Origin of the sequence: Lentimicrobium sp. S6 (assembly GCF_013166635.1) — a bacterium.
Lineage (GTDB): Bacteria > Bacteroidota > Bacteroidia > Bacteroidales > UBA12170 > UBA12170.
In genome coordinates this window covers 22,260-37,497 of record NZ_JABKBZ010000009.1, presented here as the reverse complement: position 1 = coordinate 37,497, position 15,238 = coordinate 22,260, and the positions used below count along the sequence as shown (strand labels likewise).

The window sequence follows — 15,238 nt, the reverse complement described above, 5'->3', positions numbered from 1 at the left end:
CCTTATCAATTAAACCGATAAATAATTGAAAAAAAATGAAGTGATATCTTCCATATGAGATTATGTTCATTATATTTGTAAATTCAATATGAGATAATTCTCATATTAAGGTGTCAGAATACCAAAATGATATTTAATCATTCAACAAAGAAAAAAGCACTATGAAAACAATTAAAAATATCTTTAGTTTTTATATCGATGGCTATAGAGACATGACTTGGGGCAAAAATCTGTGGCTCATTATATTCATCAAGCTATTCATTATGTTTGCCATCTTCAGACTTTTTTTCTTTAGTGATTTTTTGGGATCACACTTTGAAAACAATCAGCAAAAAAGCGATTATGTTTTGGAACAATTAACTACGCCTAATAAATAATTTATGGAACAATTTGATTTTACATTAATTGATTGGTCCAGAGCTCAGTTTGCGCTCACGGCCCTATATCACTGGCTTTTTGTACCTCTCACCCTCGGAATTACTTTCATCATTGCCATCATGGAGACCATCTATGTAAAAACGGGGAACGTTGAGTGGAAAAAAATCACCAAATTTTGGATGACTCTTTTTGGAATTAACTTTGCCATTGGAGTAGCTACTGGTATCATATTAGAATTTGAATTTGGCACCAATTGGTCTAACTACTCTTGGTTTGTTGGAGATATTTTTGGAGCCCCACTAGCCATTGAAGGAATTATGGCTTTCTTTATGGAATCTACTTTTATCGCCATTATGTTTTTTGGTTGGAATAAAGTGAGTAAAGGATTCCACCTTACCGCAACTTGGTTAACAGCCATAGGAAGCAACTTATCTGCGCTCTGGATTTTAGTCGCTAATGGATGGATGCAAAATCCAATAGGCATGAACTTTAACCCAGATACAGCCCGCATGGAGATGAATAATTTCTGGGAAGTATTATTTAATCCTAATGCCATCAATAAATTTTTACACACCATATACTCTTCCTATATTTTAGCAGCAGTATTCGTTCTTGGAATTTCAGCTTGGTACCTACTCAAAAATAGAGAAGCTGCTTTGGCCAAAAAAAGCATTCTTGTGGCAGCTATTTTTGGATTTATTTTCAGTGTGTTAACTATCGGAACTGGAGATGAAAGTGCCAGAGAAATAGCAAAATCACAACCCATGAAATTTGCAGCCATGGAAGGTCTATATTATGGTACAGACCATGCTCCTTTGGTTGCAGCTGGAATCCTAAAAGACGATCCCATTCCAGAAAATGCCAAAAAGAAAGATTTCTTCTTCGAAATAGAAATACCTAGTGCCTTAAGTTATATGGCTTTCTTAGATGGAGATGCGTTTGTTGCTGGCATACACGATTTGGTACATGGCAATGAGGAACAAGGCATCATGTCTTATTATGAAAAGATGGAACGAGGAAAAATTGCTCGTCAAGCACTCACCGACTTTAAACTAGCCAAAAAAGACAATAACGAAGCTCAAATAAGCAAATTAACAGCACAATTTGAAGACGAAGACTTCCTCAATAATTACTTTGCTTATTTTGGATATAGCTATTTTGATAACCCACACGATATTATCCCAAGTGTTCCTTTTAGCTTTTATAGTTTCCATATTATGGTGGTACTTGGAGGACATTTTCTAGTTCTTTTTATGGTAGTTCTATTCTTTTTATACAAAGAAAAATTACATCAAATGCGCTGGCTTTTATGGCTAGCGGTTTGGACCATGCCATTAGCCTATGTGGCTTCAGAAAGCGGATGGATTATTGCAGAAATGGGAAGACAACCCTGGGTGATACAAGATTTAATGCCTACCACGACTGCTGTTTCAAATATTGACATCAATAGTGTCATCATCACCTTTGCACTTTTCTTTATCACATTTACAGCACTGCTTATTGCTGAGATAAAAATTATGCTAAAGCAAATTCATATCGGACCAAACGAAGGAGGACATTAGGATGTTTGAAAATTTAGACTTAATCACATTACAGCATTATTGGTATGCTATCAACGCATTACTTGGGGCCTTATTGGTATTCTTACTATTTGTACAAGGCGGACAAACACTTATTAATTGCATCGGGAAAACGGAACTAGAAAAAAGTATGCTCATTAATACACTCGGCAGAAAGTGGGAATTTACTTTTACCACTTTAGTGACCTTTGGTGGCGCTTTTTTCGCATCCTTCCCCCTATTCTATTCCACTAGTTTTGGTGGTGCCTATTGGGTTTGGATGATTATTTTATTTGCATTCATTGTGCAAGCCGTTTCCTATGAATACCGCTCAAAACCCAATAATTTCTTGGGTAAAAAAGTATTTAATGGTTTTCTATTTGCCAATGGACTTATAGCGCCTATCTTCTTAGGAACTGCAGTGGCTACCTTTTTCACTGGCTCACCATTCCATATTAACGACCTCAACCAAAGTTTCTGGGATTCTCCTTTTAGAGGACTCGAATTGGCTCTTACCCTGACTGACTATAATACTTATATTAATTTAAGCCTAGGATTGGCTGTCTTCTTCCTCAGCCGAACGCTAGCCCTCCTCTATTTTATGAATAGCATTGAGGACGACTCCATTTTAAGACGCTCTAGAGAAAACATACTAAAAAATGCCATTCCATTCGTGGTGCTTTTTCTCTTCTTCTTGATCAATATTTTGGTGAAAGATGGTTTTGCAGTTAGTGAAAATGGAATGATCAGTTTAGAACCTTATAAATATTTCAATAACCTGATTCAAATACCTGTGGTATTCATCTTATTAATCATTGGTGTATTAATGGTTTTAGCTGGAATCGCCCGAGCTTTTCTGGTACACAAATGTTCTTCAAAAGGAATATGGCCAGCAGGTATAGGAACTATTCTTACTGTGTTTGCTTTATTTTTAATGGCTGGCTTTAATCACACGGCCTATTATCCTTCATATACCGACATACAAAGTTCACTAACCATATATAATAGCTCAAGTAGTCACTATACCTTAGTAGCTATGTCCTATGTTTCACTTTTAGTTCCATTCGTTCTTGCTTATATTTGGTATGCATGGAAATCGATGAACAAGAAGAAAATAGATGCAGAAGAAATGGAAAATGAACATCACATTTATTAAAAACAAGGAAAATGTATACTAAAGAAATTATCATGCTTATCACGTGGCCAATAAGTATCTATTTAACATACTTATTCATCAAGTGGGCACTCAAAAAGTTCGATCATCTATTAAAATAAGGAAATTTAGCTTATAGCTATTTCATAATACTCATTCATTTCATTTTGATAATCAGCGAAAGCTGATGTTTTTGCAGCATTCTTATCGGATGCTGCATTTTTTTTAGGAAATTTTTAACTTTTTTTAAACAACATATACTATTGATATACTGACTTTTAAAAACTTTAAAGACTTCTGGTACCTGATTACATATAATTAACTAGATATGTCATATAAGGTATTTTAGTACTTTTAGTACCTAATTACCTCAACTCTAAGAAATGTAAATATTTATCAATAGAAATGATATGAGTACAACAAGAAGAGAATTTTTAAAAAACTCTGCTGCAGCATCTGTGGCCACGGCGGTAGGTATGTCACTCCCAATGGGTGTTCAAGCTGCTATGAACGATGCTGAAAGCGGATGGCGCTGGGACAAATCAGTTTGCCGGTTCTGTGGTACCGGATGTGGTATTATGGTAGCAACCAAGGACGATAAAATCGTAGCTGTAAAAGGAGATCCAGCCGCTCCTGTTAACAGGGGCTTAAATTGTATTAAAGGATACTTTAATGCAAAAATCATGTATGGTGAAGACCGCCTACAACAACCTTTATTACGTGTAGATGAAACTGGAAATTTCAACAAAAACGGTAAATTTAAGCCCGTAAGTTGGAAGAGAGCCTTTGATGAAATGGAAAAACACATCAAAAGTAGTCTACAAGAGAAAGGCCCTACTGGCATAGGAATTTTTGGCTCGGGACAATACACAGTACAAGAAGGATATGCTGCTGTTAAATTAATGAAAGCTGGATTCAGATCTAATAATATCGATCCTAATGCTCGTCACTGTATGGCTTCTGCCGTTGCTGGTTTTATCCAAACTTTTGGTATCGATGAGCCTGCAGGATGTTATGATGATATCGAACTTACCGATACAGTGGTAACCTGGGGAGCTAATATGTCAGAAATGCACCCTATTCTTTGGGCTCGAGTGAGCGATAGAAAATTGAGTGCACCAGACAAAGTTAAAGTAGTTAATCTAACCACTTTTACCAACAGAACTTCTGATTTAGCTGATATTGAAATTGTGTTTAAACCACAAACCGATTTAGCTTTATGGAACTACTTGGCTCGTGAAATTGTATATAATCACCCGAAATCTGTAGATCAAGAATTCATAGATAAACATATTATTTTTGCTACTGGTCCTGTTGATACAGGATATGGCATGCGTAAAGCTGGTCATCCTAAATATGATGCAAAAGAATCTGTTATCAATGCCAAAGAATCTTCTAAAATAGTATCAGAAGCTGAAGGGGTTACGCTTGGATATTTAGGCCATAAAGCGGGCGATACTTTAGAAATGAAAAATACCGCAAGTGCTGGTAAACATTGGAAGATTGAGTTCGAAGAGTTTAAAAAAGCTCTTGCCCCTTATACCTTAGAATTTGTTGCTGAATTATCAAAAGGTGATAGCAATGAAGATATTGAAGCTTATAAAGAGAAATTAGTAGCTCTTAAAGATTTATATGTAGATCAACAAAGAAAAGTAGTTTCTTTCTGGACGATGGGAATGAATCAGCACACTCGTGGTACATGGGTGAATGAGCAAGCTTATATGGTCCATTTCCTATTGGGAAAACAAGCCAAACCTGGGAATGGTGCTTTCAGCTTAACTGGCCAACCATCGGCCTGTGGTACAGCACGTGAAGTAGGAACATTTGCTCACCGCTTACCCTCTGATATGGTAGTCGCCAACCCAAAACACAGAGCTGTTTCTGAGAAAATCTGGAAACTGCCAAAAGATACATTAAATCCAAAAGTAGGAACACACTTCATGAAACTCATGAGAGATTTAGAGGATGGTAATGTAAAATTTGCTTGGGTACAAGTTAATAATCCTTGGCAAAATACTGCTAATGCCAATCACTGGATTAAAGCCGCTCGCCAAATGGACAATTTCATTGTTTGTAGTGATGGTTATCCAGGTATTTCTGCAAAAGTATCTGATTTAATTCTTCCAACTGCCATGATCTACGAAAAGTGGGGAGCTTATGGAAATGCAGAACGTAGAACACAGCATTGGAAACAACAAGTAACTCCAGTTGGTGGTGCCATGTCAGATACTTGGCAAATTGTTGAACTTTCAAAGCGTTTTACCATAGGCGAACTTTGGGGCACACAACCTATTCCCGGTTTAGAAGCTGGTCTACCTGATGTTATGGCCGAAGCAGAAGCCATGGGTTATAATAAAAAAACAACCCTATACGAATTGCTTTATGCCAACGAAGAAGCAAAGTCCTATAGCTGGCCAGATCCAATTGGTGATGGTTTCTCAAATACTGAAGTAGAAGGAGACAAAAGAGAAATTATTGGTAGTGACGACAAGCCTTGGGAAGGTTATGGTTTCTTTATTCAGAAATATCTTTGGGAAGAGTATCGTAAATTTGGTGAAGGAAAAGCTCACGATTATGCTGATTTCGACACCTATCATAAAGTACGTGGACTAAAATGGCCAGTGGTGGATGGTAAAGAAACTCAATGGCGTTTTAATGCTAAATACGATCCTTATGCTCGTAAAGCCGATACTGGAGAATTTGCATTCTACGGTGCTGCTTTCAAAAATCTTCCTCAAGGTGATTTAACTGGTGTTCAAGCTGACAAAGATAATTATGACCTGACGAATAAAGCAAAAATCTTCTTTAGACCTTATATGGATCCTCCAGAAATGCCTGATAAAGAATATCCATTATGGTTATGCACTGGCCGTGTATTAGAACATTGGCATAGTGGAACCATGACCATGAGAGTTCCTGAATTATACCGTGCTGTTCCCGAAGCCTTATGTTATTTACATCCAGAGGATGCTGAGAAAAAAGGCCTACAACAAGGCGATTTGGTTTGGGTAGAATCCAGAAGGGGAAAAGTAAAAGCTCATATCGACACTAGAGGTAGAAACAGACCTCCTGTTGGTTTAATTTATGTGCCTTGGTTTGACGAGAAAGTGTTTATTAATAAGGTATGTTTAGATGCAACCTGCCCTATTTCTAAGCAAACTGACTTTAAAAAGGCAGCTGTCAAAATTTATAAGGCATAATTAGCATATCATGCAAAAGCAAACTAAAAATACAAGTCGACGAGAAGCCATCTTGAAAGTTTTTCAAGGCGCGGGAATTTTGAGTCTCGGTGGATTGGTTTGGGGAGCCTACCTGAATAAGGCCAAAGCCTCCAAATTAGTTCTCAGACCACCTGCTGCTATGAAAGAAGACGACTTTCTAAGAGCATGCATCAAATGTGGTGCTTGCGTTCAGGCTTGCCCTTATGAGACATTGAGATTGGCACAACCTCAGGAAGAAATTCCCGTGGGAACTCCATATTTCGATCCTCGTTTGGTACCATGTCACATGTGCGTTGATGTCCCTTGCGTTCCTGTTTGCCCAACTAATGCTCTTGATATTCAAAAACTCATTCCTGAAGGAGAAACAACAATTCCGCAAAATATGGATGTGAATAAAATGGATGTGGGAGTAGCTATGATAGATGAAAAATCGTGTATTGCCTTTTGGGGAATACAATGCGATGCTTGCTATCGTGCTTGTCCTCTCATTAATGAGGCCATTAGTTTAGATTTTGAAAGAAATGAAAGAACAGGAAAACATGCCTTCCTAAAACCTAGAATAAACCCAGATATATGCACCGGATGTGGCAAATGCGAACATGCCTGTGTTACCGAAAAGGCAGCAATCTTTGTGTTACCTCGTGAGGTGGCTGAAGGAAAAGCTGGGAATTTTTATATTAAAGGTTGGGAGAAAAACGACGAAGTCCGTTTAAGAACAGATAAAGATGAATCTACTATCAAAGGTAGAACCAATGATGAAGATTATTTAAATGATTGGGAGGATTTGATAGATGACTAATGTAATATTTAATAACCGTTTTTTAATCCTAAGGCGAATCAGTCAGGTGGGAATTCTCTTCCTTTTTGTTGGAGCGAACCTTTTTGCCTGGAATGTATTGGTTGGAGATTTAAGTTCAGCTCGTGTTTTCGATGTATTCCATTTAACAGATCCACATGCCATCATTCAGATGCTATTTGCAGGATTTATTGTGGGAACCGATGCATTGATTGGTGGACTTATCATACTCCTTTTCTATGCACTATTTGCCGGAAGAGCATTTTGTAGTTGGATTTGTCCTATGAATATGGTTACGGATACCGCATTATGGTTACGTAAAAAATGGCGTTTAAACGAAATTCAATTTAATACACCTATCAAAAGAAATATCAGATATTGGGTTCTTATTTTAGGACTTGTTTTATCACTTATTTCTGGAGTAGCGGCATTTGAATTCGTTAGCCCTGTTGCCATGTTACATAGAGGAATTATTTTTGGAATGGGATTTGGCTGGGCAGCTATTGCTGTCATTTTCTTATTCGATTTATTAGTATTGAAAAATGGATGGTGCGGGCATGTTTGTCCAATAGGTGCATTCTATTCTTTCACTGGAAAGTTTCACTGGATTAAAGTGCAACATACGGTTGAGAATTGTACCGATTGTTTGGATTGTATAAAAGCCTGTCCTGAACCTCAAGTACTAAGAATTATTGGTAAAGAAAGCGGAGCTATTTCTAATTCTGAATGTACCAACTGCGGAAGATGTATTGAAGTTTGTAATGATTATGCTTTGAAATTTATTAAAAAAGAAAAGATACAGGAGGAAAAATAATGAAAACTAAAATTATCATATTAACAATTTTGATGGGCACTTTCCTTTGGTCGTGTTCCAGCAAAAAAGCAACAGTGGAAACTGAAGCCGCGAAAGTAGCTCCAAAGACTGAAGTTGCTGTTGTAAAATTAGAAAATGCTGAACTAATTAACGATGCTGAACTTGGCTATGGCCATACTGATTTGTTTGATGAAAGCACAGTAGAAATCCCTAAGTTTGACTATTCAGCTGGGGCTGCAGGAACGGTAGGGAACTGGGAACGTTCTTTTGAGAATGCTCCACCTTTGATTCCTCATACCATGGTGGGCTTTGTGCCCATTAAAGCGGGAGCAAATACTTGTTTGGCTTGTCACTTACCTGCGGTAGCAGCTGCTTTAAAAGCAACAGCAATGCCTCAATCACATTTTACGGACTATAGACCAGAGCTTATTGAAGAAGCTGGCTTATATAAAGTAGATGCCAAAGAAGGTGAAGTCGTTAGTAAAGATATGGGTGCCAATTATAACCTCGCTCGTTATAATTGTACCCAATGTCATGTTCCACAGGTAAAACCTACTGTTTTTATCGACAATAATTTTAATCCAATTTTCCGTGCTGAAGGAGATTCCAAGAAAACAAATCTTTCTGAAAACATTGGCGAAGGAGTTAAATAAACTATTTGATTTTGAATTTAAGGTTTGGGAGTTTCTGATTATAAATACCAGAAAACTCTCAAACTTTTTAAGGAATATGCTACCTTAGTATAAATTGATAAATAGATGAAAACATTCCTATATCTAATCTTCTTACTTATCTCTAACTTGTCCAGCTTTGCACAAAGCCCATTATATAGTATTAAAGCAAAAGGTGCGGTTACCTCCATTATTCTTGAAGGCGATAAGCTATACGCCGCTAATGATAAAGGAAGTATTGAATGTTTTAATTGGAAATCTAAAAAACTAGATTTCTCTATTGAATTTGAAAACATAAAAGATTTTATGGGTGATGAGATGCCCCCAAAAGTATATTCCATTGACAAAATTGAAGGTAAAAGTAAACTCATTGGAGTAAGTCAAGGAGTACATGGCTTTAGAAATCTTCACCTCATCATCAATAATAAATTAGAAAAACTATTAGATGCTGAAAAAGATAAGATGATGATAAAGAAGGCTTATTTTTTGAATGAAAATCAGATTATTATAGCCACTTTAGGAAATGAAATTATGGTTTATAATATTGAAAATAAAACGTGGGAATATAAAAAGCATATCGGTACTTCTGTGTTTTCCGATTTCTGCATCAATGAAGACAAAAGCAAATTAGCAGCAACCGATGAAAGCGGAATCATTCATATTCTAAATACCCAAACAGGGGAATCTATCAAAGAATATTCTGGTCAAAATGTAGACAACATCTATCAATTGGCCTTCTTTGCAGGAAAAGTAATTGGAGCGGGCCAAGACAGACGAATTTGTGTATATAGCAATCTTTCCTCCTATTATTTAGAATCATCTTTCCTAGTTTATAGTGTAGGAATGAGCCGAGATGGGAAATGGGGCGCCTTTGCCGATGGAGAAGAAAACGATATTAAAGTTTTTAGCATCTCCACAAAATCAGAAAAAATTATACTCAAAGGGCAAAAAAGCACACTCACACAAATTAAATTCGTAGAAGAAAATTACATTATCTCCTCAAGCGAAGACCCTGAAATAATGGTTTGGAAGTGGAGATAAAAATATAAAAGAATGTTTTATGTATGATGTTCAATGCTCCTTACAAACAAACTATAAACTTTTAACTAGAAATAAAATGAATATAAGTGGAATATTAGTACAAGTAAGACCGGAATATACCGAAGAAGTCATCAATGCCATTAAAGAATCTGAATTTGGCGATTATCATATGCATGACGAAAAGGGAAAAATTGTGGTAACCATAGAAGGCGAAGACGTTTCAGAGGAGATTGCTAAACTAAATCAACTCCAAAAAATACCACATGTCATCTCAGCAGATATGATGTATGCCTATTCAGAAGATGAGCTGGACAAGGAAAGAGAGAAATTGGAGAAAGGTGGAAAAATTCCAGATTGGCTTAACGATCCAGATGCGCAACCTGAAGACATTAAGTATAATGGAGATTTACGTGGTAAGAGATTTTAGGAATATTAGATGGGGATATTTAATGACTGAAATCCAAACCTGATTAATGAATAAGTGGGAAACGAATAGAGATTCCGCAAATAGAAACTTAGAATAGTAAACTCTCAGATATTTATTTAACGTTTACGAATTCAGGGAAAGCATTTACTTATTAGAGATTTTTACACTCAGTAATTTACTTATTTTTGTATATTGAATTAAATATTGAAGATTATGAAAATATATAAAATAGCGCTGAGTCTTTTGGTATTTGCATCTCTTTTTTCTTGTACAAAGGAATTAGATAAAACTGCAAACGAAGAAACTCCAATCACCTCTCTTACTCAATTAGTAGTGGCTGATGATTTCACTTGGCAATCTGGATTAACAGGCCAACTCAATCTTAGCTTCAACAATCCTCATAATGTTTCCACTGAATTTGAGATTATTAATATTATTGATGAACAGGGACAAATCATTAAAAGAAATAGAATTCTTAATGGAGAAGTCAGTTTTAATATTGAACTTCCTCAAAATTCAACATACTATGTTCAATTCCCAGTAACTGGTGAACAATTCGAGATAACAGAAATTAAAGACATGGTTTTGGACTTAGGCCCAACTAATTCTTTTAAATCTTCAACAGCAATAAATGAGGATATAGAGAATTGTACTACTTGCGACAACCCAATGGAAAATGCTGGAGCAGAAGCCCCAGCTTTAAATGGTGGATATTCTATAAAACATCAAGATGATGTTCCTGGCTGGGAAACCAATGCTGTGGATCATAGAATAGAAATTTGGACAAATGGTTTTCAGGGTGTTCCAGCACAAGAAGGCAATCAGTTTTTCGAGCTTAATGCCAATCGTGTTGCAGATTTATACCAAGAGCTTTGCCTTAACCCAGGTTCATCTATAGTTTGGTCTGTTTGGCATAGGGGCCGTGCAGGTGTTGATGTAGCTGAGGTCAAAATTGGTGGTTCTGTAGAGTCTGCTGTAACTTTAGAAGTAATGACCGACGGAACTGATGCTTGGGGACACTACATGGGAACCTATACTGTTCCTGAAGGACAAGAAACTACTTTCTTTGTATTTAGTTCGGTATCTTCTGCTGGTTCTAATTCCGTTGGTAATTTCCTCGATAATTTTGAAATAGAATGTGATTTTGATGGCGACGGTATTCCTGATAGTGAAGATGATGATCCAGGTAACCCTGATGTAGCTTATGTATCCTATTTCCCTACTTCAGGAAAACAAATAATAGCTTTCGAAGATTTATGGCCTAGCCTTGGGGATTTTGATTTTAACGATTTAACCTTGTCTAACCAAATCACCATTAGCAAAGGGGAAACCTTTGACATTCTTTTTGCTGACTTCAAAGTAAGCATTGATGCCATAGGAGCTGGTATTCATAATGGAATTGGAATGATGCTCTATGATGAAGAAGGAAATACTTTCCCAAATGAAATTATTGCTTCTGTTTCGGGTGATGTTAGCCTTGACCCAGACAATACTAATGGTCTAATTTTAAGCAATGATGTATATAGTTCCATTGAAGAATATTATCAGAATAATGGTGTGGGCCCAACAAACCAAAATCCAGACACCCTTTCCTTTACTGTGACTTTTAATAATGGAGTAGCTGATTTCACCCCTGAACTATATATCTTCCGATCTAACGATCGTTCTCACGAAATTCATAGAAGTATATTTCCTGGAACTGCTGTAGCTGACCCTACTCTATTTAATACTTCTGATGATAATGGAAATTACCAAACTGCAAATGGTATCCCTTGGGGCATTGAAATTATTATGGAAGGTGATTATAGTAGCCCTATAGAATACATAGAGATTTCTGAAGCATACCCACAATTTTTACCTTGGGCACAATCCGGTGGAACTCAAAATACTAATTGGTATGAATCACCAGTTGATTCTAAAGTATTTGATATTAATCAATAATTTCAGGTTTTAATAATATCAGATTTTATAACAACAATTAATTGCGTCCCCAATTAGTTTCATAGAATAAAAAGATTCTTCACTTCATTGCATTTCGTTCTGAATGACAATATATTAGCATATGACATTCAGGAAGAATAGATTTGATTTTTTCAATGGCAAAATCAAACCCATTCTTCCAGTTTCCTCACCACAACACTTGTCACTCCGATTCGTAGCCCGTCTGACTCTGTCTAGCTGTGTAGCCAGATAGATTTGCAGAGGCGAGGAGTCTTTTGTGATTATTAGGATGCTATTGATTAACAATAATTAAAACCATTATAAATAAAATGAAGCCAATACTTTGAAATAGGTATTGGCTTTTTTGTGCTTAATGATTTTTCAATATAAAAATTAAATACTTTAGCTTCATAATAAAAAATCATGGCAAAGAAGAAAAAGACTAAGGTTATCCCTTTACTAAAACCTGGAAACTATATAGTAAAAAAATCTAAAAACCTTCCACTCCATAAGTGTTGGATTAATAAGAGTTGGAAAAGTGGCGGCAAAGCTAACCTTATGATCTCTAGGAAACATAGCAATCAAAATATTACCATCTGTCATTATTTGGTAGATTTATATAGCCTTGGGATAAAAGATACGCACTATCAATTTAATATTTATGAAGAAGAGTTTCTGAATTTTGTTAAATCACAAAGCGATGAAGATTTCCTTATTGAAATTGATTATCCTACTGCTCACAATATAATATATGCAGCTTTGGAATATGCCGAGGAATTAGGCTTCAAACCTCATAAAGATTTTGAAGCTGTAACCGAACATTTCCTTGAAGAGGATGATGAAAATATTGAACTGATTGACATTGAATGCGGACTCAACGGGAAACCTACTTTTATGAGTAGCGACAGCGATAGCGAGCAATTGATTCAACAAACCTTAAAGCAATTAGAGAAGGCTGTGGGGCCAGGTAATTTTGAATTTATAGATGGTACTGGTTATTTCAATAATGATATTGATGAAGATGATGAATACACTGAAGAAAATGAATTCTTTTATCACCTCCCACCAACTTTGCAAAATACAGTTAGAAAATCAGACTTAGAAAGTTTAGTAGACAATACCCTTCAGTTATTCCAATCAAAAGACCTTGAAGAACAAAGCAATGCCACCTTACTCACTAACTACATTTTAGGTAAATTAGAAGAACACAGCTATATAGATGAAGATTGGTATTTTCAATTAGATGATTATTTTGACCAAAATGAAATCTTAAAAGAGGGGCCTAAAGAATTATATACAGAGTACAATAATCAACAATCCGTTTTTTCACAAACCTCCTCAATAGATGATGATTTAAAAAAGCTGAGCAATCAACATGATTTCGAAGAAGACAAAGTCAGGATTCTACTAGACCAAAACCCCAATATTCCTATTTTACATTATTATTTCTTTTTAACTGTAACTGATAATCCCAAGCAGCAGATAGATATTATAAAAAAGGCTAATAAACTATTTCCCGATATCACTCTGTTTAAAATACTGAAATTTACTCTTAACAATTCCAACAAGCCCAAAATCATAGATATTCATGAATTACACCAAAAATTCTATGGAAACAATCATCAAATTCATGAAATAGAAGCTCTAGAATTAATGAATTGCTTTTTTAACATCACTAAAAAGCAAAACCTTGTTGCAAGCCTCCCCTATTTTGAAAGTAGTATTTTAGAATATGGATTAGCAGAACAATTTGAGACAAAATTATTAGAAAAGTTATTCTATCATAAACTTAGCGTTTTATTGGCTTTACAAGAAACTTTAAAAACGCTAGATGATTAAAAACATTCATAGAGGTCAGTAGGTAAACTCATTAAAAAAATCGGGAATTTTTTTTTAGATTTCTCCTCCCAGTAGTCGTCGAAATGACATCGATACATAGGGGATTAGGCAAAGGCATCGAGGACACATTTAATTTCCATAAGTAGTCCTCGCTGCCTTTGCCCCAGAAAACAAGGTAATGTCATTTCGACAGAAATCTCGTAACAGAGTTAAGAGCTGTATGGAGAAATCTATTGCGATAAACGAACCTTACTATTGAATCAAATAACAACACATTAAAGACTAACACTGATTGGCAACAAGATTTATGTGGTATGTAATAAAGTACCGGCCTCTAAACATTCATTGTAGAATTTGTGTAAATTAGTGGTTTAAATTCAACATTGATGTTTAGAAAATATAATTCTATTGAAAACTCCTATCAAAAAGAATTCGTTGACAGAATAAAGCGAGAAGGCTACGATCAACAAACTTTTGTGGTTCAGGAAAAAGCACATGGAGCTAATTTCAGCTTTTGGACAGAGAACGGTATTAACTTTTCTTATGGTAAAAGAACTGGTGAATTAATGTGGGAAGAGAAATTCTACAATTTTCAATATGTTTTTGAAAAGGTAAAAATCCAGCTCCAAATGCTCTGGACAGAAGTAAATCAAGAGTTTGAGAATGTTGAAATCCTTCATATCTTTGGTGAGCTTATAGGAGGAAATTACAATCATGCTGATGTAGCAAAAGACAAACAAGCTGTTTTGACACAAAAAGGTATTTATTACTCCCCTTCCAATGAGTTTTATGCTTTCGATATGATGATCAATTACAAAAACTACTTAGATATAGACATTGCCAATTCTTTATTCAAAAAAGCCGGAATGCTTTATGCTGAAAATCTATTCGAAGGAAATATAATAGAATGTCTCTCCTACCCCAACGAATTTGAATCTACCATAGCTCGTCAACTCCAATTACCTCCAATACTACCTAATATTGCTGAAGGAATAGTGATTAAACCCAATAAAACCTGTTTTTTCGATGGCGGACAAAGAGTAATTCTAAAAAATAAAAATGAAAAATGGGCCGAAGTGGCCAAACGAAAAAAGAGAGTAAAACCACCACAAGAAATCTCCGATAAAGTGAAATATTTACAAGAGGAAATTCTTCATTATATCACCGAAAACCGATTCAATAACCTCCTCTCAAAATTGGGGAGCTTTAGCCATAAAGGCATTGGCAAAGTACTGGGTATGTTCTCAAAAGATATAGTGGAGGACTTTGAAAAAGATTTTGAAAAAGAGATGAACGAGCTGGACAAGAATGAGCAAAAGCTAGTCAAAAAGTCAATTTCGAATTCTGCCAAAAATATTATTCTACATGCAATAAAAAATCAATAATTAGATTTAACAT

General features: G+C 35.6%; 12 protein-coding genes. All 12 read left to right on the top strand.

The annotated features are described in order from the left end of the window. Positions 1-161 precede the first annotated feature (161 nt). The 12 genes from HNS40_RS05315 to HNS40_RS05260 all read left to right on the top strand — a co-directional run bounded on the left by HNS40_RS05315 (position 162) and on the right by HNS40_RS05260 (position 15,225). A complete protein-coding gene (locus tag HNS40_RS05315; protein WP_172278427.1) occupies positions 162-377 on the top strand; it encodes a DUF4492 domain-containing protein in 216 nt (71 codons plus the stop codon). Positions 378-380: 3 nt separating this feature from the next. Further along, complete coding sequence (locus tag HNS40_RS05310; protein ID WP_172278425.1) at positions 381-1,940, top strand: cytochrome ubiquinol oxidase subunit I; 1,560 nt, start codon at positions 381-383, stop codon at positions 1,938-1,940. A gap of 1 nt (position 1,941) precedes the next feature. Further along, positions 1,942-3,093, top strand: coding sequence for a cytochrome d ubiquinol oxidase subunit II (gene cydB, locus HNS40_RS05305; RefSeq protein ID WP_172278423.1), 1,152 nt, complete (start codon positions 1,942-1,944; stop codon positions 3,091-3,093). 407 nt (positions 3,094-3,500) lie between these two features. Beyond that, the gene (napA, locus tag HNS40_RS05300) at positions 3,501-6,290 is read left to right on the top strand and encodes a nitrate reductase catalytic subunit NapA (protein WP_172278421.1); all 2,790 of its coding nucleotides are present in this window, start codon (positions 3,501-3,503) and stop codon (positions 6,288-6,290) included. 10 nt (positions 6,291-6,300) lie between these two features. Then, positions 6,301-7,110 (top strand): ferredoxin-type protein NapG, encoded by an 810-nt coding sequence (gene napG, locus HNS40_RS05295; RefSeq protein WP_172278419.1) that lies wholly within the window; start codon positions 6,301-6,303, stop codon positions 7,108-7,110. Beyond that, the gene (gene napH, locus HNS40_RS05290) at positions 7,103-7,921 is read left to right on the top strand and encodes a quinol dehydrogenase ferredoxin subunit NapH (RefSeq protein WP_172278417.1); all 819 of its coding nucleotides are present in this window, start codon (positions 7,103-7,105) and stop codon (positions 7,919-7,921) included. The genes napG and napH overlap by 8 nt, the downstream gene beginning before the upstream one ends. Then, positions 7,921-8,574 carry a nitrate reductase cytochrome c-type subunit gene (locus tag HNS40_RS05285; RefSeq protein WP_172278415.1) on the top strand — a complete coding sequence of 218 codons (654 nt, stop codon included), beginning with the start codon at positions 7,921-7,923 and terminating at the stop codon, positions 8,572-8,574. The genes napH and HNS40_RS05285 overlap by 1 nt, the downstream gene beginning before the upstream one ends. Positions 8,575-8,679: 105 nt before the next feature. Beyond that, complete coding sequence (locus tag HNS40_RS05280; protein WP_172278413.1) at positions 8,680-9,633, top strand: WD40 repeat domain-containing protein; 954 nt, start codon at positions 8,680-8,682, stop codon at positions 9,631-9,633. A gap of 76 nt (positions 9,634-9,709) precedes the next feature. Continuing rightward, complete coding sequence (locus HNS40_RS05275) at positions 9,710-10,060, top strand: chaperone NapD (protein ID WP_172278411.1); 351 nt, start codon at positions 9,710-9,712, stop codon at positions 10,058-10,060. A gap of 213 nt (positions 10,061-10,273) precedes the next feature. Further along, positions 10,274-12,001, top strand: a complete 1,728-nt coding sequence (locus tag HNS40_RS05270) for an LruC domain-containing protein (protein WP_172278409.1) — start codon at positions 10,274-10,276, stop codon at positions 11,999-12,001. Between the two features lie 423 nt (positions 12,002-12,424). Then, a complete protein-coding gene (locus HNS40_RS05265; RefSeq protein WP_172278407.1) occupies positions 12,425-13,840 on the top strand; it encodes a hypothetical protein in 1,416 nt (471 codons plus the stop codon). Between the two features lie 386 nt (positions 13,841-14,226). Continuing rightward, positions 14,227-15,225 (top strand): RNA ligase family protein, encoded by a 999-nt coding sequence (locus HNS40_RS05260; RefSeq protein WP_172278405.1) that lies wholly within the window; start codon positions 14,227-14,229, stop codon positions 15,223-15,225. The last annotated feature ends 13 nt before the right edge of the window (positions 15,226-15,238 follow it).